General features: G+C 61.6%; 18 protein-coding genes. 11 read left to right on the forward strand and 7 right to left on the reverse strand.

Going from position 1 to position 26,278, the window contains the following annotated elements:
- Genes GJ698_RS01880 through GJ698_RS01890 form a run of 3 tightly spaced genes read right to left on the reverse strand, consistent with a single transcriptional unit; the run spans position 1 to position 1,414 of the window.
- Complete coding sequence (locus tag GJ698_RS01880) at positions 1 to 1,047, reverse strand: replication initiation factor domain-containing protein (RefSeq protein ID WP_154355878.1); 1,047 nt, start codon at positions 1,045 to 1,047, stop codon at positions 1 to 3.
- 8 nt (positions 1,048 to 1,055) lie between these two features.
- Positions 1,056 to 1,199 (reverse strand): hypothetical protein, encoded by a 144-nt coding sequence (locus GJ698_RS01885; protein WP_154355879.1) that lies wholly within the window; start codon positions 1,197 to 1,199, stop codon positions 1,056 to 1,058.
- Entirely contained in the window at positions 1,196 to 1,414 is a 219-nt protein-coding gene (locus GJ698_RS01890; RefSeq protein ID WP_154355880.1) for a hypothetical protein, read from the reverse strand. Before GJ698_RS01890 ends, GJ698_RS01885 begins: the two co-directional genes overlap by 4 nt.
- Between GJ698_RS01890 and GJ698_RS01895 the strand changes: the two genes are divergently transcribed.
- Entirely contained in the window at positions 1,413 to 1,604 is a 192-nt protein-coding gene (locus tag GJ698_RS01895; RefSeq protein ID WP_154355881.1) for a hypothetical protein, read from the forward strand. The genes GJ698_RS01890 and GJ698_RS01895 overlap by 2 nt on opposite strands.
- 125 nt (positions 1,605 to 1,729) lie before the next feature.
- Positions 1,730 to 2,224 (forward strand): Cro/Cl family transcriptional regulator, encoded by a 495-nt coding sequence (locus GJ698_RS01900; RefSeq protein ID WP_154355882.1) that lies wholly within the window; start codon positions 1,730 to 1,732, stop codon positions 2,222 to 2,224.
- 281 nt (positions 2,225 to 2,505) lie between these two features.
- On the opposite strand, the gene GJ698_RS01905 is transcribed toward GJ698_RS01900, so the two are convergent.
- Positions 2,506 to 3,204, reverse strand: a complete 699-nt coding sequence (locus tag GJ698_RS01905; protein WP_154355883.1) for a PEP-CTERM sorting domain-containing protein — start codon at positions 3,202 to 3,204, stop codon at positions 2,506 to 2,508.
- A 574-nt stretch (positions 3,205 to 3,778) separates the two neighbouring features.
- Here GJ698_RS01905 and GJ698_RS01910 point away from each other — a divergent pair.
- The 4 genes from GJ698_RS01910 (at position 3,779) to mqo (ending at position 11,448) form a co-directional block, all read left to right on the forward strand.
- Positions 3,779 to 4,828 (forward strand): hypothetical protein, encoded by a 1,050-nt coding sequence (locus GJ698_RS01910; RefSeq protein ID WP_154355884.1) that lies wholly within the window; start codon positions 3,779 to 3,781, stop codon positions 4,826 to 4,828.
- Positions 4,829 to 5,859: 1,031 nt separating this feature from the next.
- Complete coding sequence (locus tag GJ698_RS01915; RefSeq protein ID WP_166454780.1) at positions 5,860 to 8,901, forward strand: DUF4214 domain-containing protein; 3,042 nt, start codon at positions 5,860 to 5,862, stop codon at positions 8,899 to 8,901.
- Between the two features lie 259 nt (positions 8,902 to 9,160).
- Positions 9,161 to 9,598, forward strand: coding sequence for a MarR family winged helix-turn-helix transcriptional regulator (locus GJ698_RS01920; RefSeq protein WP_154355886.1), 438 nt, complete (start codon positions 9,161 to 9,163; stop codon positions 9,596 to 9,598).
- A gap of 137 nt (positions 9,599 to 9,735) precedes the next feature.
- Positions 9,736 to 11,448, forward strand: a complete 1,713-nt coding sequence (mqo, locus tag GJ698_RS01925) for a malate dehydrogenase (quinone) (RefSeq protein ID WP_154355887.1) — start codon at positions 9,736 to 9,738, stop codon at positions 11,446 to 11,448.
- Positions 11,449 to 11,465: 17 nt separating this feature from the next.
- Here mqo and GJ698_RS01930 read toward each other — a convergent pair whose 3' ends face one another.
- The 3 genes from GJ698_RS01930 to GJ698_RS01940 all read right to left on the reverse strand — a co-directional run bounded on the left by GJ698_RS01930 (position 11,466) and on the right by GJ698_RS01940 (position 15,182).
- On the reverse strand, positions 11,466 to 12,299 hold the full coding sequence (locus tag GJ698_RS01930) for an HpcH/HpaI aldolase/citrate lyase family protein (RefSeq protein ID WP_154355888.1): 834 nt from the start codon (positions 12,297 to 12,299) through the stop codon (positions 11,466 to 11,468).
- A complete protein-coding gene (locus GJ698_RS01935) occupies positions 12,296 to 13,885 on the reverse strand; it encodes a methyl-accepting chemotaxis protein (protein WP_154355889.1) in 1,590 nt (529 codons plus the stop codon). The genes GJ698_RS01930 and GJ698_RS01935 overlap by 4 nt, the downstream gene beginning before the upstream one ends.
- 190 nt (positions 13,886 to 14,075) lie before the next feature.
- Complete coding sequence (locus GJ698_RS01940; RefSeq protein ID WP_154355890.1) at positions 14,076 to 15,182, reverse strand: S-(hydroxymethyl)glutathione dehydrogenase/class III alcohol dehydrogenase; 1,107 nt, start codon at positions 15,180 to 15,182, stop codon at positions 14,076 to 14,078.
- A 139-nt stretch (positions 15,183 to 15,321) separates the two neighbouring features.
- Here GJ698_RS01940 and GJ698_RS01945 point away from each other — a divergent pair, with 139 nt between their 5' ends.
- The 5 genes from GJ698_RS01945 (at position 15,322) to GJ698_RS01965 (ending at position 26,273) form a co-directional block, all read left to right on the forward strand.
- A complete protein-coding gene (locus tag GJ698_RS01945; RefSeq protein WP_154355891.1) occupies positions 15,322 to 16,344 on the forward strand; it encodes a GlxA family transcriptional regulator in 1,023 nt (340 codons plus the stop codon).
- A gap of 64 nt (positions 16,345 to 16,408) precedes the next feature.
- Positions 16,409 to 18,775 carry an acyl-CoA dehydrogenase gene (locus tag GJ698_RS01950; protein WP_154355892.1) on the forward strand — a complete coding sequence of 789 codons (2,367 nt, stop codon included), beginning with the start codon at positions 16,409 to 16,411 and terminating at the stop codon, positions 18,773 to 18,775.
- A 206-nt stretch (positions 18,776 to 18,981) separates the two neighbouring features.
- Positions 18,982 to 21,186: a cellulose biosynthesis cyclic di-GMP-binding regulatory protein BcsB gene (locus GJ698_RS01955; protein ID WP_166454781.1), complete on the forward strand. Its 2,205-nt coding sequence runs from the start codon at positions 18,982 to 18,984 to the stop codon at positions 21,184 to 21,186.
- A gap of 6 nt (positions 21,187 to 21,192) precedes the next feature.
- Positions 21,193 to 23,427: a glycosyl transferase family protein gene (locus GJ698_RS01960; RefSeq protein WP_154355894.1), complete on the forward strand. Its 2,235-nt coding sequence runs from the start codon at positions 21,193 to 21,195 to the stop codon at positions 23,425 to 23,427.
- Positions 23,424 to 26,273 carry an NfrA family protein gene (locus tag GJ698_RS01965; RefSeq protein WP_154355895.1) on the forward strand — a complete coding sequence of 950 codons (2,850 nt, stop codon included), beginning with the start codon at positions 23,424 to 23,426 and terminating at the stop codon, positions 26,271 to 26,273. The genes GJ698_RS01960 and GJ698_RS01965 overlap by 4 nt, the downstream gene beginning before the upstream one ends.
- The last annotated feature ends 5 nt before the right edge of the window (positions 26,274 to 26,278 follow it).

Consider the following 26,278-nt stretch of genomic DNA (forward strand, 5'->3'; position numbering starts at 1 on the left):
CTACTCCTCAGAATGGGCAGGATCGTGCGCCCGGTTCACGCCGTCGGCCACAACGGATTTTTCTAAACGGGCAGGTACACCAGGTACTCTCAGCAGCTCGTAAAGGGCCTTGTAATCCATCTTCAGCTCGTGCGCGAGCTGGTATAGGGTCTTGCCATAGGAGGCAGTCAGGTAATGGGTCAAACGCTTCAGCACAATCGTCCGCTCTTCGCTGGCGATGTCGCGCTGTTCGGTCTTGATCTTGGTTTTGATGGTGTCCACGAGCGTCTCCAGAGCGATAAAGCCACCGGCGAAATACGTCGTCGGGTCAAGCACAATGTCATGTGGGATAACGCGGTCACGGTTCCCGAAGCGGATCTCAACACGCAGCCATTCGCTGGTGGAGTCGCCCAACTGCTTGCCCTTCTCATAGATGCACAGCTCTTTACCGTTCGCCTTCTTCCCGAGATACATGGTCCTGCCATTGGCGTGCAGATCACCGCTGTGACCGCCCTCCATATAACGCCTGGTCGGAATACGACCGCCGCAATTGAACTCCCCTGCCCGGTACAGATCGTCAAACTGATCGAGCGTGAAGCCCTCCATCAGATCGAGAGCAGTGTCAGCGCGGGTGATTCGCGCATCCAGATCCTGCATGGTGGCGTAGACCGCCTGCCAGTCGCTCACCAAGGAACAGCCCTTGCCGGACAGGTCCACCATCATCGTGTTGCCGGTGCTGGTCCCGCCCATGCCGACGATGGCCACGCGAATCAGTTGCGCATCCTTCCAGACCATCACGTCGTAGGTCTGCTTATAGCCGTATAGCCCCTTCTCAGCCGGAATGAAATTCACCGGCAGCGGGAACCAGAGAGCGAAGTACCGTTTGAGCTGCTCCATCGTATCGAGCGCGGACATCGAAGGCAGGAAGGTAAAACGGAGCCAGTCGATGATCGCCAGCCGCTGACTGTGGTCACTTTCCCCCCGTATTACAGTACGGGGGGAGCCTGCGGCACTACCCGCGCGCGCGGCTGCGCCGCACGCACGTGCAGCACCTCCGGCCCGGTTCAATGGGGAACTCAAACCACGCCTCGCAAGCGCAATTGTTCTTCGGCCCAGGCAATCTGACGATTTACGTAGTGGATGCCCAGCTGGTCAACCTTGGAGACGACGAGCGCCATGTACTCTTCCAGCTGAAGATCGGTCATGTTCGGAGTGGTCATGCTGCGGCCTTCACCAGGACGGAACGATAGACGGTCGTGCAGTCGCTGGCGTTCAAGCGCTTCACATCGGCGGCGTTTTCGGAGGCCGGCGCCGGCACCAAGCTAAACGAATACCAATCCTGAGAGCCAACAGCACGCGCTTCAATGACGTACAGGTCGGCGTCAGCCGCGCCTGTGGCATACTGCGACTGATCTTTTCCAACGGGCAATTTCATGGATATTTTCTTCATCAAGGCGCACATGCTGGCTGCGATGGACATGCTGATGACCAACATGCTGATAGATTTTCTGGCAACGCTATTCATCGCAGTACTTGCATTCAACGCAGGCCGCAAATACGAACGAAGCAAACGTGCCGATAACAAAAACGAAAAAGAGTGGGAACCCAAAGAGCCAACACTGTGACAATTCGTGAGAATTGCCTGTTGACCAAGGACGGGTAAACCAATACGATTCATAAAATGTTCTCAGCTGAGATGCTCTCAGGCGAGAATATGCGCTCAGGTGAGCGAACTTGTCAAGGAGCAACCGTGAAAAGCGTGAAATATTTAGAAGCCGTGAAGGCCAAATACAACCTGAAAAACGACAGGCAACTGGCTTTGCACATGTCGATGGGTACAAACACGATCAGCCAGTACATGAGCGGAAAACGCATCATGGATGAAGAGGCATGCCTGGCTGTTGCGATGATGTTGGAGTTTGACGAGCACCAGACGATGCAGGTGATCATGGCAGCGGGTATTGACCGCGCCGAGAAAGCAGGTCAACAGTCGCTATGGACGGTTTTTTCCCAGCGGATGGCTGCGACGGCAGCTAGCGCCCTGCTGGTGGCCGGTGTCAGTTTATTTTTGACACCTCAAAATGCGGAAGCGAGCACCCATATGGCCTCCTTCAACGTCGTCGAACCAAGCAATTTATATTATGTCAAATTACATGTTGAAAGTGATCGCCCTAATTCGGACACAATATCGACATGGCTTAAACGGATGTTTGGTCCTGCTGCACTGCCCGCGACAGCAAGCTAAAAGATCGAGAACGTTTTTTTGAACTGCCGCCAATCGATACTGCTTACGCGCCCTAGCCTCTCCCCATTCGAGCGTCACGAAGATTATGAAGTTGCCAGTAGCAGTGACAGATAGTCCGAAAAATGACAACCAGCTGGGCCGCGGGGATTTCGTCAAACGGAAAAAGTTCTAATTGCGTCGCGGCAATATGGCGAATTTTCGCCTATGATGCACTTACCTCCAATTTAATGTGACAAGTAACAAAAAAGCCGCCCGAAGGCGGCGAAATTACATCTAAATGTTCAGCTACGACGGCGCGCCCTCACCGCTCCGACAGCCGCCAGACCGAGCAAGAGCATTATGTACGTTTCAGGTTCCGGAACGGCGGCGGCAACTCCAGAAAACGTGACCGGATAACTACTAGTACGGCCCTGCGACGCATTGTAATATTTGAAGTTCGAATAAGCCTGTGCCAGACCGTTGGCGTAGTTAGCCGTAGTCTGATCGAAAAGCCCACCAGTAACCGTGATTAATGGACTGACATGAGATCCGTCATCTGTGCTTGAGTTGATCCAAATCGGAGCATCAAAAGTGTAAAATCCCGCGCCAGCAATTGTATAGTCGCCCGCCGCCAATCGAATAGTATCAATTGCAGTGAAGTAATAAGCGCCAACTTTCGTGGAATCTTGGGAATTTGTATAGGCCGACGCAACAATGTCGCCACTCGAATTCCAAATATCGACCGTAGAGATATGGGTGTTGCCGAGCGTTGAACCTAAAGCATTGACCAACGTGTCCTGGTTTAAATGAAATGTGTAGCCCAAAATCCATCCGGAAGACACATAGGAACCATTAGTCAGATTCGGGACAGTAACGGGATTAATCACCCCGGCATCAATCGGATTGCCGTACGGATCATTGGGGATAGGAAAATCAGCCTTTGCAACCCCGCAAACACAGGAGGCTAACAACGAAGCTATGGCAATTATTTTAACTTTCATTTTGCATCCAAGTGGTAGAAAGAGGCATATTCAAAAAATTTAATAATGATAATAATTGTTGGTGATTAATTCACCAATTCTTTGTAGCGTAAACGTGCTACATCCCCCCTATTGACATGCCAACAGCCGCAACTAGCAAAACAGGCAGTCATCCTTCTGCCTAGCCAACCAGCCCTTGGTGTTGCTATCGGCACACATGTGCCAGATGGAGCACAGGTGGAGCCAAGCGCGTTATTGCACCAAGTGTCCAGGCCCTCCACGGAATGGCCTTCGATCATCCGAAACGCCGTATGGACGGCATCAAGGATGCACGTGCAGTTAGGCAGTCGCCGGTACTTAACCTCCGGCAGTACGATGTCTTTACTCGCTGGGCATGGTCGATGGCAGGATTTTATCGAGGCGGGCCGGCGAACATTAGGTTTTTAGAGGTCGCCTTCAGCAGCCTGCTAGTGACAATGTGCGAGTTTTTCACTTAAGAAACTTGATACAGTGACTGCAGCGCGGCTATCGCGCGTCAAGTGGCACCGACTCAATCGGTTGGTAAATTTTCTAAAAATCATATGTTCGTATATTCATGAACGAAAAAATATTACATTCGTCGGCACAAGCAATTGAGTTATTCAAAACACTCGTCAAGGCGCCATTGCAGACACTGTTAAACGGCGAAGTGTTCAGCGTCGAGGAGGAAGCCCAAGCATCATCCCCGGTCGCCCTCATCCTCGACACCTCCGCATCCTCCGATCTGGTTGTTCAATATCACACCACGACAGCGGCATTTCTTGCCGCCAGCAGGATTCTGTACAACGATAAAGACGATTGCCGGACCTTCCAGTTGTCGCTGACGTTGCGAAATACTGTCAACGGTTCATACGAACTGACGGAATTAAACAAGTTGGAGCGGGCCGTTTCACTCCTCATGAAGGGCATTCCAGTCATTGTCCCACGCTATCTTTGCTACGCAAGGGTTTTCCCCAAAGACAAGCCAACTGCCTTGTTTGACTTACTGGCGGTGGAAACAATTCCCCTGATTCAGCATATATTTTCCTCTCCCCATTTGAATCTCTCCGTGCTTCGACGTCAAATGGAATCGAAGAACAATGAAGGTGAAGTATTGCTGGATCCAACGTTGAAATCTCTGGCCGGGATTCGGAAATCGAAAGCCAATACCTTTTTATTCCTGAGCAAGAAGTATCTGGATATTCATAGTCTGCCTTATCTTTACAACCGTGAAAATGTGATGCGACTGGAAATTCCGGAAGGAGCGGAACCGGATGCAGTGGCGGAAGTAAAAAAAGCGTACCAGGCAATCCGCGAACATAATCTGGACAATTCCGTGGAAAGCCTGCAGTTGGACAGCAAGTTCAACATATGTAAAATCGAGTTCGCCGCCAGCGCTACCCTACGCGCTAAAAATGCGGTGATAGACACTGTCGCTAAGTTCGTTTCCCAATACGAGGTAGACGGCACCGTGCATGCCGGATCACCGATGTCCGTCTTGACCGAAGACGTTGATGATGAGTTGGAGGAGGACGATGAAACGAGCTGTGCAGGGTGCCAAGGGAATTTGACGAACGCGGAAGGTGACGTCTGCGATGTGTGCTACGGACTAAGAAAGCCCGACTAAAATACCGACCGGCCTGGGGGCAATAAGGCGACGACAATTTATAGATTTCGGCTTGCCGTGTCGCCCGGTGCAAGAAGTTGGCAAAACCGGATAATCGTCGTCGGCAGCCTGAGTAACGGTCTGATTTCAACAGTTAAGGGCACCTCGAAAAACCTGTTGTGCGTTGCGTTGCCGGTTTGCGATGCTCGCGGTGCTCAAGGACAGCTGCGCTTCTCGAACGACACTGCTGCCGCTTGCGACGGTTTTTCGAGGCGACCTTAAGCTGATTTAGGGCACGGCCATTGTCATGGGCGTGCTCAATTGCTTGAAGCGATTGAGAATCGCTGTTCACGCGTGTAGCTTCGCCACATGCGTCAAAGTCACGCGCCAATTCCCAATCCCAGCAGTTTGAAAGAGCGCTTATTGGTTTCCAACAGGCGACGTCAGTTCAAGACATGGGCGCGGCGACGAGCAATCGCTTTATGGCGAACTTGGGTGCCATAAGCATCGTCACCTCTGACGCTGGCGATGACTTTATTTTTGGCAATTGATGAAGCAGCATCAGCGCATCGCGCCAGCATAACAATCGTCCGATGTTTGGATTGTTCATGGCATTAAATTGACCATGTTACCTACCTGAGCGCGGAAATCACCGAGCCGGCCCACGCCGTGCGGCGCTCACGCAGCGCGATCCACAAATATGCGTTCCAAATTTCAGCAATGCTAAAACTGAGGTTGCTCGTTCGAGGCAGCAGCGACGCACCTTAAAGCAGATCCACGAGGACGTAAGGGAATTGGGTTTTGTGAAGGGTCTTACGACAGTGGCGCGGCGTTCGCGAGGGTATGGAGCGAGAGGTAAGCTGAGTGGGTCAATCCGTCAAGGAAACGAACAATCCGTACTTGAAAGAGTGGGTCACTACAGCAGCAAGGCTGATCTGTTTTGCTGCTGCCGGACAATTAAATTCAACTTGGAAACAGCTCTTGCATTATTGTGAAATAATTATTTCAATGCAATAATGACAAACCATTGCCTTTCCGTTTTTAATTCGCTCATGACTTCCTCTGCAAATACCGCACCTAAGCTTTTCAATGGCCAAGATGGCCTCACCTATCTGAAATCGATTAGCGCCAGCACCCGTGCAACAAACCATGTTGTCCTCAACGATGGAAAGATACTCGTGACGGACGATTCCTCGTTCTGGCGTTTTAATGCTGACGGCAGTGTGGACCAGAGTTTTGGGAATGGTGGAACGGCCTCGTTCAGTGCCGTTGCGCCATCCGGTGGATACACCCTCGGCGCCATGATGAAGACACCCGACGGCAAGGTGTTGGTATCGTCGACAGTGAAGGTGCCGGGCGCCGCCAATGGCGACCTGCAATGGGTGGTGATGCGCCTGGACGAGCACGGTGTATTTGACCCGACTTACGCAAATGGCGCCGGCCGCACCTACCTCAATTCCTCGATAATTCGCGAATTCTCCAAGACAATGATGGTTCAGCCGGACGGCAAAGTGCTCATCACTGGTTTCGATGATTCATTCACGGTGTTACATGGCCTTGTCGTTGGCCGACTGAACCCGGATGGAACCCCCGACACCGGCTTCGGTACCGCTGGCATGGCCGTGGTTCCGGATTTGAACGGTACGGTAAGGAGCACGGGGGTACTCGCGGACGGAAAGATTTTGGTCCTCATCACGGACTACCTTGGCGGGTACAGTCTGGTGCGCTTGCTGAATAATGGCAAGCTTGATACCAGCTTTGCCTTCAATGGCGTGCTTCACCCTACCGATATGTCGAATAACACCAGCTTGCTGGCGCTGCCGGACGGTGGCTTCCTGCTGTCGGGCTACGCGATGAATCCGGCTACCGGCGACGGTGTGAGTGTCCGCGGCTCTCTGGTACGGTACACGGCCTCCGGCGACCTTGATCAGGCGTGGGGGCAAGGCGGCCGAATGCTGGTGGACTTGAGCAAATCGGTGGGATTGGCGGCCACGCCAACCGCGCCGTCTTCCACTTTTTTGGGTGCTATGCAGGTCGATAGCCAGGGCCGCATTCTGCTTATCGCCTCCACGGGAACATCGATGGGCTCTGAGAGTGGCAAGGAAGAATTGCTGCTGGTGCGTTTTCGCGCCGACGGCAGCCTGGACGATAATTTCGGCCATGGCGGCGTTCAGGTCCTGGCCGGGCCGCTCAATTTCATCTACCCGGACCCGATGCAAATCGCTGCCGACGGCACCATCTCCATCGTTGGCCAGCAGGGTAACTGGGGTGCTAATTATTTCGCCGATAATTTTTTGCTGCAGTTGGGGGCCGACGGCAAGCCGCTCGCGAGCTTTGGCGCTGGCGACGGCGCCGTAGTAAACGAAGTGAGTCTGACGCCAGGGCTGCCGGTCGTGCTCGCCGCCCACATCCAGGTGCGTGATAAGGAGTTGGATGCGTCGAACTACGCGGGCGCTATGCTGGTACTGACGCGCCACGGCGGCGCAAACGCCGGCGATGGCTTTGTGGCCTCCGGCGCGATGGCATTTAAAGATGGCAAAGTAGTGATGAATGGTGTGGAAATCGGTAATGTTTCCAGCAACGCAGGAACCCTGCAGATCAATTTCAACGAGCGGGCCAGCAATGCGCTTGTCAATAAGGTGCTGCAGTCGATCGCCTACACCAACCCAGGCAACGCCGTAGCCAGCGATGTCCAACTGGATTGGAAGTTCAGCGATGGCAGCCTCGAATCTAGGTTCAGCACCACGGTCCATGTCGGATCGTCCAGCATACCGTACTGGATTACCCGCTTGCTCGACACCGGCAAGGACACGCCCGCCGAACTCGTGGCGCACCTGCATGATGCCATGGCGGATTCCAACGACTTCAAACTTAAGTTCAACGGCGCATCGACAGCCGACCAAGCTGCGATCAAGGCGGTGATGGCCGACATCGCCAACGTTGCCAACTTAAAATTTGGCAAGACCGGTATCGACCTGCTGTTCCAGCACAGCGCAATCGTCAACGCCGACAAGGCCTCGGTGGTGGGGCTGATCGATGACGGTGCGGCCGTTTATTACGCTGGAACGGGCAAAGCCACTTTGCTCCACGCGCTGGGCCATGTGCTGGGACTTCAGGACGCCAATAGTGGCAGCCCATCCGTGATGGCGGACGCCGCGGCGTTGTCGGCCACCGACATAGCGGCCCTGCAGTATCTCTACGGGCCGAGTCCGACCGAGCGCAGCGGGAACGATACCTACCGGCCAGACACCGCCACAGCCAATTTCATTTGGGATGGCGGTGGCAACGACACCATTAGTCTGGCTGGTAGCAAGCAAGGGGTTACGCTGCACCTGGAACCTGGTCACTGGGACTGGCTAGTCAAGCAAGGCCCGGACATCACCGCCCCCGGCCAGATCACCGTCAATTTCGGCAGCGTGATCGAGAATGCGATTGGCGGCGATGGCAACGACACCCTTTATGGCACGGCCACTGCGAATATCCTGGCAGGTGGCGCCGGCGACGACATGCTGGTTGGCCTGGGGGGCGGTGACACTCTCGACGGTGGCGCCGGCGTCGACGTGGCTGGCTATGCTGGCGTGCGTGCCAACTACACGGTCAATATCAGCGCACAAGGCGTGAGTGTGAGCGGTGGCGGCTTGTCGGCACCGGATACGTTAAAGGACGTCGAGCGCATCGCGTTCGCCGATGCCATAGTCGCCGTGGACGTTGACGGCGTGGCAGGCAAGGCTTTCCGCCTATACCAGGCAGCGTTTGACCGCTTGCCAGATTCTGCCGGGCTGGGTTTGTGGATCACCTTGATGGATAAGGGCATGAGCCTGAATGCTGCGGCACAGGGCTTTATCCAAAGCGAGGAGTTTGCAGGCAAATTCGGCGGCCATCCCGATGCACAAACCTTCGTTAGCAAGCTGTACCAGAACGTGCTGCATCGCGCGGGGGAACCGGCCGGTCTGGCATTCTGGACTGGCTTGCTCGAACGTGGCACGCTCAGCATGGCTGACGTACTGATAGGATTTAGCGAAAGCGCCGAGAATCAGGCCCAAGTCGTCGGTTCCGTACAGCACGGGATCGGGTATACGCCGTGGCATGGTTAAGCCAAGTTCGCCAACTCCTCGTCAGCGCGCACTACGGTCCTGAATATATCCTGCGGAAATGTGTTGAATAAATCTGTCGCCCCAGCCCTCTCCTTCACCAAAGTTCATCTCGAACACGGGGCAACAGATGGAGGCGATTGCGCCGCGACCGGCGGCCTCGCCGTCCTGACTACGGAAAACACGTAGGAGAAAACACTTGTGAACTATTGCCTAGGTAAATATAATTCAGGCTGATTGTCGCTTCCGGGCTTGGCGTTTTATGCAAACAGTTGAAGAATTGCAAAATGGGCAGTTTGGCTTTTTGATCAGCCAGGCCCGCAATGCGGTCTTTGCCGCGCTGGATAAAGAAATGCTACCGCTGGACCTGACCGCGTCGCAGTTTGTCGTGGTCGTCGGTGCGATGCGTGAGCGCGCGCGGACAGTCAATGAATTTTGCCAGCTGGCCGGGATCGAACCCGGCCCGATGTCGCGGTTGCTGGACCGGATGGAAGCCAAAGGCATCCTCCGCCGGGGCCGCGACCTCGAAGATAGGCGCCAGGTCAATATTACCCTGACCGAAAAAGGCGCCGCGCTTTACCCACAGATCAACGCCGCGATCCACAAGGTCTACGGGCAGTTGCTGCATGGGTTCAGCGAACAGGAGGCGCTGGCCTTCAAAAGTGCGCTGGAAAAAATTCTGCTCAACGCGAGACAGTAGTCTGCAAGAACACGGCATACAACCAGCGCTATGCCGCTTGCAGCAAAGTAAATTCTCGAATTCACCCGTTTGCGCCCGCGCTACCGTTTGCTTGACGGCGGCCGCCGCATGCAATCTTTACTAGAGGGGTCTATCCCATGAGCGAAGCAAATAACAACAATACTGCAGCGCCTGCCGACGGCAAGCGTTTCTCCCGTCGCAAATTCATTGGGGCCGCGGTCGGCGCCGCCGCCGTCTGGGGCGGTTACTCGGTGTTCTTCGGCGGCCAGTTCCGCGCCGACAAGGCGGACCGCAAGGTCGACGTGCTGCTGATCGGCGGCGGCATCATGAGCGCCACCCTCGGCGTCTATCTGACCGAGCTTGAACCAAGCTGGACCTTCGAAGTGTTCGAGCGCCTGGACAAGGTGGCGGAAGAAAGTTCGAACGGCTGGAACAACGCCGGCACCGGCCACTCGGCGCTCTGCGAACTGAACTACACGCCGATGGACGACAAGGGTGTCGTGCACATCAACCAGGCTATCGGCATCAACGAGAACTTCCAGATCTCGCGCCAGTTCTGGTCGCACCAGGTGCGCAAGGGCGTGCTGGGCAACCCGCGCGAGTTCATCAATTCGACGCCGCACATGAACCTGGTGTTCGGTCCGGAAAACCGCGAGTTCATCCGCAAGCGCGTCGCCGCTCTGAAGGCGTCGCCGCTGTTCGCCGGCATGGAAATGACCACCGATCCGGCCAAGATCAAGGAATGGGTGCCGATCATGATGGAAGGCCGCAAGCCGGACGAGATGGTCACCGCCACCCGCTCGCCGCTGGGCACCGACGTCAACCTGGGGGCGATCACCCGCCAGTTCTACCAGCACCTGAGCCAGAAGAGCAAAATTACCACCGGCCATGAAGTGCGCTCGATCACGCGCAACAACGATGGCAGCTGGCGCGTGTCGGCTTTCGACATCAAGGACAAATCCAAGGTCCAGACCATTGATGCCGGCCACATCTTCATCGGCGCCGGCGGCGCCGCCCTGCCGCTGTTGCAGCTGTCGGGCATTCCTGAAGCCAAGCAGTACGGCGGCTTCCCGGTCGGCGGCGAGTTCCTGGTGACGGACAATCCGGCCATCACCTCGCGTCACCTGGCCAAGGTCTACGGCCTGGCCGACACCGGTTCGCCGCCGATGTCGGTGCCGCACCTGGATACCCGCGTGCTGGACGGAAAAACCGTGCTGCTGTTCGGACCGTTCGCCACCTGGTCGAGCAAGTTCCTCAAGAATGGCTCGTATTTCGATATCGCCAAGGCCACCACGCCGTCCAACATCATTCCGCAACTGCAGGTCGGCGCCCACGAGTTCGCGTTGGTCAAATATCTGGCGCAGCAGCTGGAGCTGTCGCGTGAAGAAAAGATGGCCGCACTGCGCCACTACATGCCGGAAGCGAAGGACGAAGATTGGCGCCTGTGGCAAGCGGGCCAGCGCGTGCAGATCATCAAGAACATGCCCGACAAGGGCGGCGTCCTGAAGCTGGGCACGGAAGTTGTGGTGTCGGAAGACCGCTCGGTGTCGGCATTGCTGGGCGCGTCGCCAGGCGGTTCGACCTCGCCGGCGATCATGCTGTCGCTGCTGGAAAAGGTCTTCCCGGAACAGCTGAAGACGGACGCCTGGCAGGCAAAAATCCACGAGATCGTTCCGTCGTATGGCAAAAAGCTGAACGAGAATCCGCAGCTGCTGGCGACCACCTGGGCCGCCACCGCGGAAACGCTGCAACTGGCGATCGCTTCGCCGAGCCTGGAAAACTTCGTCCCAGGCAGCGCTGCTGTCGAGCAGCCTGGGCAAGTGAAAAAAGTGCCGGATATCGCGCTGTAAGACGCGACGGCCGAACGCTACATCGGCCCGCGCTGGCGGGAGTCCTCGATGATGCGTTTGGCCGTCAGCACCATCGGCCGGTCGATCAGGCGGCCATCGAGCGCGACGGCGCCGCCGCGCGCTGCTTCGGCGGCGGCCAGGATGCGGTTCGCCCATTTCAGTTCGGTTTCAGACGGCACAAAGGTGCGGTTGACGATCGGCACCTGATTCGGGTGGATGCACAGCTTGCCGCCGAAGCCCAGGCGCTTGGTGTAGGCGGCGTCGTCCGCAATTTTCGCCAGGTCGTCAATTTCGGTGGTGACGCCATCCACCGGACTCAGTATCCCGGCGATCTTGGATGCCAGCACGACTTGTGAACGGAAGAACAGCAGCTCATCGCGGTCGCCATCAATTCCCATGTCGTGCTTGAAGTCGATGGCGCCGAACAGCAGGCGCTGCACGCGCGGCGCCCGCGCCAGGTCGTTGATGCGGGAAAATCCCAGCGCGGTCTCGACCAGCGGATAGACCGGCGCGCCAGCGGATGCGCTGGCGATATCATCGACGCGCTCGGCCTTCGGCAACACCAGGCCGGCGACGTCGGGGCGGCGGCACGCCCGCAAGTCCTCGCCAAAACATCCGGAGTGAACACAGTTAACCTTGACCAGTATCGGCACCGAACTTTCGCGCGCCTCCGCACTGTCGAGCCAGTTGGTCAGGCTGTTGCGGCCTTCTGACTTGTCCTGGGCGCCGACCGAGTCTTCCAGGTCGATGATGACGGCATTGGCGCCGGACTGTATGGCTTTGGAAAAACGCTCCGGCCGGTTGGCGGGAACAAACAGGTAGGAATGTACAAAGGGTGACGCTGTGGTCATGACACGCTCCTGAGGGTTAAGGCCTGAGTTATTCTACTCCGTTCGCCGAGACGGAAGACGCCAACAGCCTGTGACAGCGAATCGGCCTGCTCGCGCATGCTTTGCGCCGCTGCCGCGGCCTCCTCCACCAGTGCCGCATTCTGCTGCGTCACATCGTCCATCTGGATAATCGCTTCGTTGATCTGGGCGATGCCATGGGTCTGCTCGGTGCTGGCGTGGCCGATATCGCCGAGGATGCTTGCCACGCGCTGCACGCTTTCCACCACCTCGTCCATCGTGCTGCCGGCTTGTGCGACCAGTTGCGCGCCGTTCGCCACCTGTTGCACGGAGTTGCCGATCAATTCCTTGATTTCCCTGGCTGCCGCAGCCGACCGCTGCGCCAGTTGCCGGACTTCCGAGGCGACCACTGCGAAGCCTCGGCCCTGCTCGCCGGCCCGCGCCGCTTCCACGGCGGCATTCAGCGCCAGGATATTGGTCTGGAACGCGATGCCGTCGATGACGCTGATGATATCGACGATCTTGCGCGACGAGGCGTCGATGCCGCCCATCGTCTCCACCACCTGGCCGACCACCCTCTTCCCCTTGACGGCCACTTCGGCCGCGCTCTGCGCCAGCTGGATGCTTTGCTGGGCGTTGTGCGAGTTCTGCTGCACGGTGCTGGTCAGCTCCTCCATCGACGAGGCGGTCTCTTCCAGCGCGCTGGCCTGGCGCTCGGTGCGCGCCGACAGGTCGAGATTGCCGGTGGCGATTTGCACCGACGCCGTCACCATGGTGTCGGTGCCGCTGCGCACCTGGCTGACGATCCTGGTCAGGCTGTCCGTCATCTCCTGCAGCGCCCGCATCAACTGCCCGGTTTCGTTGGCCGACTTGACTTCGATGCGGGCCGACAGATCGCCCTCGGCCACACGGCGCGCCATGCCCACCGCCTCGGTCAGCGGCACGGTGATGCTGCGGCTGGCGCGCCAGGCGATCAACAGGGTCAGCATCACGGTCAGCGCGGCGATGCCCAGCATCACGTAACGTGCCTGGGCAAAGCTGGCGCGCGTCAGGCGCGCCTCGTCGTTCATGCGTTCCAGCTGCAGGTTGGTCATTTGATTCAGCAGTTCGGCATAGTGTTTTTCGGACGCCGCAATATCCCCGGCCAGCAAGGTCCGCGCCTGCTCCGGCTGCTGCTCGGCCACCAGCTTGAGCAGCAGCCGCTGATTTTCCAGGTCGCGTCCACGCGCAGCCATGATGGATGTGAAAAGTTCGCGCGCCTGCGGCACGTTGATGACCTTGTCGAATTTATCGAGCAGATCCTTGTTGGCGGCCCGCAGCGCGTTCATCGCCGCCGTCTCGCGCTGCACCGCCTCCGGGCCGGCGACAATCGCGGCATTGCGCATGTGCTTGTGGATGACGGCGACGTTGTATTTCACCGTCGTGGCCAGTTCGATCTTGTAGTAGCGGTCATCGAGCATATTCCGCATGCGTTGCTCCGCCATCTCCATGCGCTCCATGGCCACGGCCACGACCAGCAGCAACAGCACCACCACCAAGCCGAACGCCAGGCCGAGCCTGGCGCCAATTTTCAGGTTTGCGAAGTTCATGAGGTTCCCTTTGACGGCGTGGCGGAGGAGAACGAGGTGAAACTTGTGGAATGCCTTACAGAAAATATACTGGAGTTTCGGCTAAAAATCGACCAAGACTCATGCCTCTTGAAACTTTGCCATGACTGTTGTAGCAATTTCAGCCGGCAAGCTGCGCCGGCCGCGTTGCACGGCCGGCGCAATCCAGTCGCTAGTACAGCACTACCGAGCGGATCGATTCGCCGCTCTTCATCAGATCGAAACCTTCGTTGATGCGTTCCAGCGGCAGACGGTGGGTGATCAGGTCGTCGATATTCAGCTTGCCTTCCATGTACCAGTCGACGATCTTCGGCACGTCGGTACGGCCGCGCGCGCCGCCGAAGGCCGAGCCTTTCCACTCGCGGCCCGTCACCAGCTGGAACGGACGGGTGGAAATTTCCTGGCCCGCCGCCGCCACGCCGATGATGAACGACTGGCCCCAGCCTTTGTGCGTGCATTCCAGCGCCTGGCGCATCAGCGTGGTGTTGCCGACGCATTCAAAACTGTAGTCGGCGCCGCCGTCGGTCAGCTGGACGATCTGGTCGACCACGTTGTCCACCTGGTTCGGATTGATGAAGTGGGTCATGCCAAATTTGCGCGCCATCTCTTCGCGCGCCGGGTTGATGTCGACGCCGATGATCTTGTCCGCGCCCACCATTTTGGCCGCCTGGATCACGTTCAGGCCGATGCCGCCGAGGCCGAACACCACCACGTTGGCGCCAGCCTCCACCTTGGCCGAGAACAGCACCGCGCCGACGCCGGTGGTGACGCCGCAACCGATGTAGCAGACCTTGTCGAATGGCGCGTCCTCGCGGATCTTGGCCAGCGCAATCTCCGGCACCACGATGTAGTTCGAGAAGGTGGAAGTGCCCATGTAGTGGAACAGCGGCTTGCCGTCCAGCGAGAAGCGGCTGGTGGCGTCCGGCATCAGGCCGCGGCCCTGGGTCGAGCGGATCGCCTGGCACAGGTTGGTCTTGCGCGACAGGCAGAATTTGCACTGGCGGCATTCCGGCGTGTACAGCGGAATGACGTGGTCGTCCTTCTTCAGCGTGGTGACGCCCGGTCCCACGTCCACCACCACGCCCGCGCCTTCGTGGCCCAGGATGGCCGGGAACAGGCCTTCCGGATCGGCGCCGGACAGGGTGTAGTAATCGGTGTGGCAGATGCCGGTGGCTTTCAGCTCAACCAGCACTTCGCCGGCGCGCGGGCCTTGCAGGTCGACTTCTTCAATGGTCAGCGGCGCTCCGGCGCGCCATGCAACGGCTGCTTTGGTTTTCATGAATCTACTCTCATAGGGTTGGGAATCTGGCGGGAGGATTGTGCCGGCCGCCATGCCGCAAGAACAGGCAGGCGCATGAAAATGGCAGGAATTGGTGCAATAATGACCGGATTTTCCATGCTGCCTCCCGCAACAATTTATGAATGACTCCTCAACGAAGCCGGCGATCACGGTTGCGATTACCGTGGATATCGTGGTCTATCCCGGCTTTAAGGCGATGGAAGCGATCGGCCCGATGTCGGTGTTTGAATACGCCAACCTGCATTTGCAGCGGCGCGGCAAGGGCCCTGGCTACGATGTCCGCATCGCCTCGTGCCAGTCCGGCCCGGTGCGCTCCGATACCCTAATGTCGCTCGACGCCACCAAAACGCTCAGTCCGCTGGCCTTGCCGGACAACGCCATCATCGTCGGCTCGCGCCACATCCAGGATGCGCTGGTCGACAGCGCCGCCATCACCGACTGGATCGCCGCCGTCGCGCCGCGCATCCAGCGCCTGACGGCCCTGTGCTCGGGCGCCTTCTTCCTCGCCGCCGCCGGCGTCCTGAACGGCAGGCGCGCCACCACTCACTGGAGCGTGGCCGAGCGGCTGAAGGCCGAATATCCGGCGATCGAAGTCGACGCCGACGCCATCTTCATCCGCTCCGACAACGTCTGGACCTCGGCCGGCGTCACCGCCGGCATCGACCTTGCGCTGGCGCTGGTGGAGGAAGACTACGGCCGCGACCTGGCGCTGGAAGTGGCGACCGAGATGGTGGTGTACCTGAAGCGGCCCGGCGGCCAGTCGCAGTTCAGTTCGCATTTGCTGAGCGAACGCACCACGCGGCCCAACATCCGCGCGCTGCAGAACTGGATACTGGATAACCTGCACGAGCGCCTGTCGGTTGCGCAACTGGCGCAGAAAGCCATGATGAGCGAGCGCCATTTCGCCCGCGTCTTCCAGCAGGAAGTCGGCCTCAGCACGCAGGAATTCATCGAGATGTGCCGCTTCGAGCGCGCCACGCAGCTGCTGGCCGAACTGGCGCTGCCGTTGAAGGCCGTCGCCGCGCGCGCCTGTTTCAGCGACGAGGCCCACATGCGCCGCGTGTTCATGAAAAAGCTCGGCATCACGCCCAAGGTCTACCGCGAGCGCTTCGCCACCACCGGCATCGATGCGCTTTTATGAGCGCTAGCGTACAGTAGCTGGGCCAGGCAGGGGTTATCTTCCGGCTAACTGGAAGGAGATCATCATGATCCTATGGATAGCCTTGGCCTTGCTGGCCGCAATAATTGTCGTGTTCGCCTATGCGCCGCTGCGCCGCAGCCTGATCACGCCCCGCATCTACGCGCTGTTCAAGCGCATCCTGCCGCCGATGTCCGACACCGAGCGCGATGCGCTGGAAGCCGGCACCACCTGGTGGGACGCCGACCTGTTCTCCGGCCGCCCGGACTGGAACAAGTTCATGCAGATCCGCCGGCCGGGGCTCACCGCCGAGGAACAGTCCTTCCTGGACAACGAAGTGCGCCAGCTGTGCGAGATGGTCGACGACTGGGAAGCCACGCAAGTGTGGCAGGGCCTGCCGGCCGCCGCCTGGCAGTTCGCCCGCGACAAGGGCTTCCTCGGCATGATCATTCCCAAGATGTACGGCGGCAAGGCCTTCTCCGCCTATATGCACTCGCAGGTGGTGATGCAGCTGTCGACGCGCTGCTCGGCGCTGGCGGTGCAGGTGATGGTGCCCAATTCGCTGGGCCCGGCCGAACTGCTGCTGCATTACGGCACCGATCAACAGAAAGATTATTACCTGCCGCGCCTGGCCAAGGGCGAGGAAATCCCCTGCTTCGCGCTGACCAGCCCGTATGCCGGCTCGGACGCCGCCGCCATCCCGGACACCGGCGTGGTCTGCATGGGCCAGCACGAGGGCCGCGAGACGCTGGGCTTGCGCATCACCTGGAACAAGCGCTACATCACGCTGGGCCCGATCGCCACCCTGCTGGGCCTGGCTTTCCGCGTCACCGACCCGGACGGTTTGCTGCCGCCGGACGCCACGCCCGGCATCACCTGCGCGCTGATTCCGACCAACCATCCGGGCGTGGTGATCGGCCGCCGCCACTGGCCGCTGAACGCCGTGTTCCAGAACGGCCCGACCAGCGGCAAGGACGTGTTCATCCCGATGGAATGGATCATCGGCGGCCCTCGGCAGATCGGCAAAGGCTGGCGCATGCTGATGGAATGCCTGGCGGCCGGGCGCGCGATCTCGCTGCCGTCGGCCAGCGTTGGCACCGCCAAGCTGGCGGTGCGCGGCACCAGCGCCTATTGCGCGATCCGCCGCCAGTTCAACACCGCCATCGGCAAGTTCGAGGGCGTGCAGGAAGCGCTGGCGCGCATGGGCGCCAACCTGTACATGATGGATGCGGCGCGCAGGCTGTCCGCGCTGGCCGTGGACCTGGGCGAGAAGCCGGCGGTGATTTCCGCCATCGCCAAATACCACGTGACCGAGCGCGGCCGCGCGGTGGTCAATGACGGCATGGATATTCTGGGCGGCAAAGGCATTTGCATGGGACCGTCCAACTTCCTGGCGCGCGCCTACCAGCAGATTCCGATCGCCATCACGGTGGAAGGCGCCAACATCCTGACGCGCTGCCTGATCATCTTCGGCCAGGGCGCGATTCGCGCCCATCCCTACGTGCTGAAGGAAATGCGCTCGACCGCCGATGCCGACCAGCGCAAGGGGCTGGTGGACTTCGACGCCGCCTTCTTCGGCCACATGCGCTTTACCTTCGCCAACGCCTGCCGTTCGCTGTGGTACAGCCTGACCGGCGGCCTCACCGCGCCGGTGCCGGAGCGCACTGCCGAAGACATGGCGCCGTACTACCGCGCAGTGGGCCGGCTGTCGACCGTGTTTGCGCTGATGACCGATCTGTCGATGTTCACGCTGGGCGGCGACCTGAAGCGCCGCGAACGCATTTCGTCCCGCCTCGGCGATGCGCTGTCGATGATGTACCTGATCAGCGCGACGCTGAAACGCTACGAGGACGAGGGCCGCCACGAGGAAGACGCGCCCTACGTCCACTGGTCGGTGCAGGATGCGCTGCACAAGGCGCAAACCGCGCTGGACGGCGTGCTGGACAACTTCCCGAGCCGCCCTGCCGCCTGGCTGGCGCGCCTGCTGGCGTTCCCGTTCGGCCTGCCGTATGCGCCGCCGTCGGACAAGGTCGGCGCGCAGGTCGCGGTCGCCATGCAAACCCACGGCGCCGCCCGCGAGCGTCTGCTGGCCGACAGCTTCCTGGCCGACGACCTGCGCGATCCGGTGGCCTGTGGCGAACTGGCCTTCGGTCTGCTGAACATGGTGGAAGGCATCGAGCACCGCCTCAAGCCGTCCATCAAATCCGGCGAGCTGGCGCCGATTCCGCAGAGTCTGCCCGAGATGGAACACTGGATCGCGCGCGCCGCCGCGCAAGGCCTGATGACGCCGGAAGAACGCCGCGCCATGTCGGATTTCGCCCGCTACACCGACCTGTCGGTGCACGTTGACGACTTCCCGCAGGATCTGAACGCCGCGCTGGATGCCGACAAGCGCCGCCGCATGGCGTCCCGGTCGCAAGCAGTCGAAGCCTGATTCCAGCCTCCCGTAACGCCCCTGTCCGCCTGGCCACGCGCTGCCTCACAGCGCGTGGCCAGGGTGTTTTTGCGTCCGTTCCCAGTGAAGCAAGCTCGGCACTATTGCTGTTTTCATAATGTAAATCATCATTGCGAGAATTCAAATAGAATGGCAAAAAACATATCTTAATTAATTTAATAACAATGATATTTTCGGATCAAAATATGCCACTCGCCAAACTGTCGCTCCACTCCTCCGCGCGCACGCTCGGCCTGGGCGTTGCCCTGACCCTCTTGATGGGCTCGGTCCAAGCCGCCAGTGCGCCTAGCCAGCAATTCCAGCAATGGTCTGGCGAACGCTGGGTGACACGCAGCGTCAGCCTCGTTGAACTGGGCCTGACCACGCCTGCCGTGCTCGACAACAGCAACGGCCAGCGCGAGTTCTACCTGCCGGTGCCGGCCGACGTGCGGCTGAGCGAAGCCGCCCTGCAGCTGAACGGCCGCTATTTGCGCGCGGACGGCGGCCGCACCACGGTCACGGTGTCGATCGACGGCTATCCGGTGGCGGCGCGCCGCCTGAACGACGATCAGGGTGACGCCAGCCAGAGCATTCCGGTGGACGGCGTCGCGCGCGCCGGCGGTTTCGTACGGGTCGGCATCAACTGGTCCTCGGTGCTGTCGGACATGGTCTGTACCGACCAGCGCGCACCCGGCAATTCGCTGAAGATCGACCCGAGCACCCGCTTCAGCTACAAATACGAACGCGCCGCCATCACCACCGTGGTCGGCGCCTGGAACGCATTGCCGCTGCGCCCGGTCATGCTGGTGGCCGGCGCCGGCATGACGGCCCAGGCCTACGACACCGCATGGCGCACCGGCGTGGCGATCGAACGCGCCGGCCGGCACGCCACCGTTCTCAGCCTGCCGCAAGTCGGCGCGACCATCGACCTGTCGCACGCCGAGGTGCCCGCGACCTTGCGCACCGTGCCGGCCTTCGCCGCGCTGGCCGAGCATAATCCGCGCCACGTGCTGAAGGATGCCGCCCAGCTGGGCGCCCTGCTGCTGCTCGGCGAGCACGGCCCCCTGCATGCCGACCTGGTGATCACCGATCCGGCCTTGCTGACGGCGGTACGTACGGCGCTGGATGCGCTGGGCGCGCAGGTGGCCGGCGCCGCGCCGGACGCCGTTGCCGCCTACAATACCCTGGTGGCGGCCAACTTCAGCGTGCTGACCACGGCCAGTCCCGACAATCTGCGGCTGGCGCAGTTCGGCGGCTTGCCGACGATCGCCGTGCCGTCCAGCAGCGTCGCCAAGACCGCGACACTGCTGGGCACGCTGTGGAAGCCGACCGCGCAGGGACAAAACATCACCACCACCACGGTGCAGTCGCCGCGGCTTGACGGCGACATCCTGCCGCTCAGCCGTTTCGGCGCCATCACCGGCAGTTTCGACGTGCTGGGCCGCTCGGAACGCAGCGTCGTGGTCGACCTCGGCGCGGTGGGCGCGGACGGCCGCCTGCCGGACCGCCTGACGGTCGATGTCTCGGCCGCCCCCAGCATCAACGGCGAAGCGCCGATCGTGTCGCTGTTCGTCAACAACTACCTGCTGGGCGCGGAAAAAGTGACGGCGAACGGCACGCCGCAGCGTCTCGACGTGGCGATCCCGCGCTACGCGCTGACTGCCCGCAACGAAGTGCGCGTCGCCTTCCTGCGCCAGCCGACCCAGGTGCGCTGCCACGATACGCCAATGGCCTACCCAGTCGCCATCCTGCCGGGCAGCCAGCTGCATTTCGCCAAGGCGGACGGCGGCAACGATTTCGTCGGCATGGCCGGCAAGTTCGCCGACGGCGCCAGCCTGATGCTGCCGGACAGCTGGCTGGCGCAGCCGGCCACCAGCCTGCCGCTGGTGATCCGCATGGCGGACGCCGCCGGCCTGTCGGTCGAAAAATCCACCTTGCAGCTGGTGCCGCAGGGCCAGGCGGCCAAGCCGGACGCCGCCTTCCTGGCGCTGGACGTGGCGCCGGCCGGCTACAGCCCCGGCAGCGCGCCGCGCTCGGGCCGGCTGGTGCTGCGCGGGCACGTGCAGAGCGCGCAGCTGGACATCAGCGGCGTCGACCACCTGGCCACCGCTGAACTGATACGGACCGGCGGCCAGCAGGGCATCGTGTTCCAGAACATCGGCAAGCAGTCGCCGCTGTTGGCGACGGCGTTCCGCCTCGGCCGCGGCAACCTGGCGGTGTTCAACGACACCGGCCCCGTGCTGCAGCTGGAATCGGAAGAAATGAACGGCACCGCGCCGGGCCGTTCCAGCGGCCGCTGGGAGCTCGGCATGCTGATCTGGGTGTCGCTGGGCGTGCTGTTCGTGCTGCTGCTGATCGCCGCGCGCATCGCCAACGTACGCCGCCGCAAGGCGCAGTCCCGCCAAGGGTAAGCGTCCATGTCGCCCCAGTCGCTGTTCTTCGCCCATTACTACACGGTCCTGGAATATTTTGCCGCCGTCACGGCGCTGATTATCCTGCTGTCCAGCATCGATGACCTGTTCATCGATGCGTGGTACTGGACGCGGGTGATCTACCGCAAGCTGGTGGTCACGCGGCAGCCCGACTACAAGCCGCTGCAGGTCGAGGATTTGCAGCGCAACGCCGAACAGCCGCTGGCGATCATGGTGCCGGCCTGGATGGAGCACGACGTCATTGCCCAGATGCTGGAAAACATGGTCAATGAACTCGACTACCGCAACTACGTCATCTTCGTCGGCACTTACGCCAACGATGCCGCCACCATCGGCGAGGTCGAACGCATGCGGCGCCGCTACCGCCAGCTGCGCCGGGTCGAGGTGCCGCACGACGGCCCGACCTGCAAGGCCGACTGCCTGAACTGGGTGATGCAATCGATCCTGCTGTACGAGCAGCAGGAAAAGATGGTGTTTGCCGGCATGATCCTGCACGACAGCGAAGATGTGGTGCATCCGCTGGAACTGAAGTTCTTCAACTACCTGCTGCCGCGCAAGGACATGATCCAGCTGCCGGTGATGTCGATCGAGCGCGAATGGCACGAGCTGGTGGCCGGCACTTACATGGACGAGTTCGCCGAATGGCATGCCAAGGATCTGGTGGTGCGCGAATCGGTGTCCGGCATGGTGCCCTCGGCCGGCGTCGGTACCTGTTTTTCGCGGCGCGCCATGCTGGCCTTGTGCAAGGGCACCCACAACCAGCCGTTCAATCCGGACAGCCTGACCGAGGATTACGATGTCGGCACCCGCCTTGGCCGCATGGGCATGCAGTCGATCTTCGCCCGCTTCAATGTGCAGTACCGCATCACCCGCAAGACCTGGTTCGGGCTGGGCGGCACCAGCCAGGCCTTGCTCACCATTCCGCTGTGCGTGCGCGAATATTTCCCCAACACGCTGAGCACCGCCTACCGCCAGAAAGCCCGCTGGATACTCGGCATCGGCATGCAGAACTGGCAGCAGAACGGCTGGCAGGGCCCGCTGTGGGTGCGCTACCTGCTGTTCCGCGACCGCAAGGGCATCGTGACCTCGTTTGTCAGCATCCTCGCCTACATTCTGCTGCTGCAATTCGTGGTGTATTACATCGCCGACATGCTGGGCTGGGAGCATCTGCGGCTGCCGCCCGTGTTCGGGCCCGACAGCTGGCTGACGCTGGTGCTGCAACTGACCGCCATCGCCCTGCTGCTGCGGGTGGTGCAGCGGGTGTATTTCGTCAGCGCGCTGTATGGCGCCGGCCAGGGCCTGCTGTCGATGCCGCGCATGGTGATCGGCAACGTGGTCAACTTCCTGGCGGTGTCGCGCGCCTGGCGCATCTTCCTCGGCCACCTGTTTTACGGCAAGCCCATGGTGTGGGACAAGACCATGCACGACTTTCCCTCCACCGAGCAGCTGTCGCAACAGCGCATGCGCCTGGGCGAACTGCTGTCGACCTGGCAGGCGGTGGACAGCCGCAACCTGGCTGCCGCGCTCGACGACCAGCGCGTCCACCAGATGCCGCTGGGCCGCATCCTGGTGTCCAAGGGCTGGCTCGACGACGAAACCCTGGCCGAAGCGATCGCCTTCCAGTCGGAACTGCCGCGCATCGCGCTCGATCCCGCCATGGTGGCCGAGGGCGCGCCGCTGCTGCCGTCGGCCCTGTGCGTGCGCTGGCGCGTGCTGCCGATCGCCCGCGACAGCCGGGGCCGGTTGCAAGTGGCGGTCGCCAATCCGCTCAGCGACGCGGCGTTGCAGCAGATTGGCGACGCCGCGCCGCTGGCCCAGGACGGACCGGTGCAGGATCTCGACACGCCGCTGGCGCACGCGGTCGCCCACCCGGTCGATGTGCCGCTGGGCGCCGTGCATGGCGAGCGGCACGGCGTGGCACAGTTCATCGTGCGCGAGAGCGAAATCAACGCCGGCCTGCGGCTGCTGGCCGGGGCCAGCCTGAGCGGCGCCACGCCGCTGCTGGGCGACATCCTGATCGAAGCGGCGCTGATCAGCCGGGCCGCCTTCGATGCCGCCCTGACCCAGTACCGCCCCGACCGCGACGGCCGCATCGGCGACTACCTGGTCCGCATCGGCGTGGTCAGCCACGACGCCATCGACTATGCGCTGGAACAGCAGCGCCGCCGCCAGGCGGCCGCTGCCGTCACCGGCGCGCTCAACCCTTCGGAAACCGCATGAAGCAGCCTACCCTCCATTTCTCCGTGCTTTGCTGCGTGATGAGCGCGCTGCCGGCGGCGCTGGCCGCCGCCCCCGCCGCCGACCAGGAACTGAGCGGCGAAGCATGGCGCCAGGCCGATCTCGCCTACCGGGCCTACGCCGAACGCGACTACGCCAGCGCCATCCGCCATGCCAAGGAAGCGGCCCGCCTGCGGCCCGACGTCAAGCGCCTGCAAGCGCTGATCGGCTATGCCGAGCAGGCCCAGCAACGGCGCCGGCAGCCGTCCTCCGGCAGCGCCGCCGATGTGGCCCTGCTCAAGAAAATCGAGGCCCTCGCCGCCGAGGAGCAATACGAGGTGGCCGTGGCGCTGGCGGAACAAGGCTTGCGGGCGCCGGGCACGCACACCGTGCTGGCGGCCAGGGCCCGACAATTGCGCAGCCAGGCCGCGATGCAGGTCGCCGCCAAGGCCCTGGAAGCGGACGCCGCCGGCAATACCGCGGCAGCGCTGGCCACCATGCGCAGCGCCTCGGCATTCGATCCCGAAGCGCCGCAATACCGGCTGATGCTGATCAAGCTGCTGCTACAGAATAACGATGCCGACGGCGCCGAGGCGGCCGCCCGGACGGCGCTGGCGATCAACAGCGACGACGCCATGACGCAAACCTACGCCGCCTTCCTGCAGCAGCAAAAAGGCCAGCGCGAGCAGGCGCGCACGCTGTATGCGAAGGCCATCAAGGGCGACGAGCTGGGCGACGCGGACCTGCTGAACCTGCGCCTGATCGCGGCTGACGCGGCCTTGTCGGCGGCCGACAGCCGCAGCGCGCTGGACGCGCTGGCGCCGCTCAGGGACAGCAATCCCGAGGTGCGCGAACGGCGCGCGCTGGCGCAGTCGATGGCCGCCGCTGGCGCCGACGGCTTCCGGCCGTCGCTGACGGCGCCCCAGCTGAAATGCGTGCTGAACCGCTTCGGCCCGGTGTGCTCGCTGTTTGCCGGCGCCCGGCCATCACAGCAGCTGGCGGCCGAAGCCTACCGCCTGCAAGGCGAGAACCAGCTGCAGCAGGCGCTGGCGATGATCGACGCCGCCATCCGCGTTGGCGGCGCCAGCACCGAACTGCAAGCCCAGCGCAAGCAAATCTTTGGCATCATGGCGCGCGAGCAAGCCGCCATTGCCTTCAAGGCGCTGGCGGCCAACGACACCGACCAGGCCACGCAGGCGCTGAACAAGGCGATCGCTTATGCGCCAGACGTGATGAGCTATCGCATGATGCTGATCGACATACAGGTGCAGAACAAGGACTACGCCGCCGGCGAGCGCATGGCGGACGAGGCGATGCAGATCGACGCCGACGACATCAACCCGCGTGTGATGCGCGGCTACCTGCGCCAGGCGCAAGGCAAGTTCGACAGCGCGCGCCAGGATTACCGCGCCGCCCTGGCCAATCCCGAACTGCGCGACAGCGAACGTCTGCATGTCGGACTGTTCGTCGCCGACGCGCTGTGGGCCGGCGGCGCGGCGGGCGAATCCGGCGCCTTGCTGGACACGCTGCCGTCGTCGGATCCGCAGGTGCGCTGGCGCCGCCGGCTGGTGGACGCCAGCGCAGCGCTTCCCGCGCTGATGCCGCCGACGCTGGATTACCGCGCCACACCGTACGACACGGTACCGAGCATCCATCCCTCCGTGTACGCCACCGACACGCTGGTGGCGGCGATCTTCCGCGCCATGCAACGCCATGACGACGAGGAAGCGGTCTCATTGTCCCGGCTGCTGGTGGCGTCGGCGCCGGACAAGCAGGATTTCCAGCGCGTGCTGTCAATCGCCCTGACCTCGGCCGGCGAAACCCGCGAGGCGCGCAAGGTCAACCAGCAGCTCGGCGCCAGCGTGCCGAGCCTGGACTTCGCCTACATGGCGCAGCGGGTCAAGGCGCCGGAAGTGGCCAGTCCGGCCTTCAGGGAAATCGACCAGGCCGGGCAACTGCCGGAGCGCGCCCTGCGCGACGCCGGCTACGCCGCCATGGACGCCAACGAACGCCATAGCGCCATCGCCTATTTCAAGCGCGCCATCAACGCCTCGCGCGACGGCGACGTGCCGCTGGAACAGCAGCAGCTGTATGACATCCGGCGCACGGTGGAACAGCTGGACCGTCAATGGGGCGTCTACGCGTCGGTCAGCTACCGGGGCAGCACGCCACAGTCGGGCCCGGCAAGCGGCGCCACCGGCGACAGCACGCAGTTCGGCAGCGAGGCCTACTGGCGGCCATCGGTGCTCAATCGTGATGGCCGCTATGTCGACCTGTACGCGCGGCTGAACGCCACCCTCCACAGCGAACAGCAAGGCATCGCCACCGGCGGCGCCAGCACGCTCGGCGCCGTTGGCATGCGCGTCAAGCCGCTGGCCAGTCAGAATGTCATCCTGGCGGCGGAGCGGCTGGTGCCGATCGGCGCCCGGACCGACGGCGACTGGCTGTTGCGCGCCGCCTACTCCAATGGCACCGGCACCGACCTGGTGGCCGGCATGAGTGCCTGGACCATGGCGCAGCTGTACGCCGAGGCCGGACGATATCTGCACGCCAACAGCAATTACTTTACGTCCGAGGCGCAGTGGGGACGCAGCTTCCGGCCAGCGGGCGCATGGCCGCTCAACAGCGTATTGACGCCGCACCTGGTGCTGGCCGCCGATTACAACCAGGGCTTTGCGCAGCCGCGCGCGATCGGCGCCGGCGCCGGGCTGACGTATCGCTACTGGTTCAATGAAGACCGCTATACGGCGCCGCGCGCCTACTTCGACCTGACGCTGCAATACCGGGTCCGTGTCAGCGGCGATGACCGCGCCGGCGGCGTGGTGCTGCGTGCCGTGATCAGCCGTTAAGGAGC

The organism is Duganella aquatilis, from assembly GCF_009674565.1.
Lineage (GTDB): Bacteria > Pseudomonadota > Gammaproteobacteria > Burkholderiales > Burkholderiaceae_D > Rugamonas > Rugamonas aquatilis.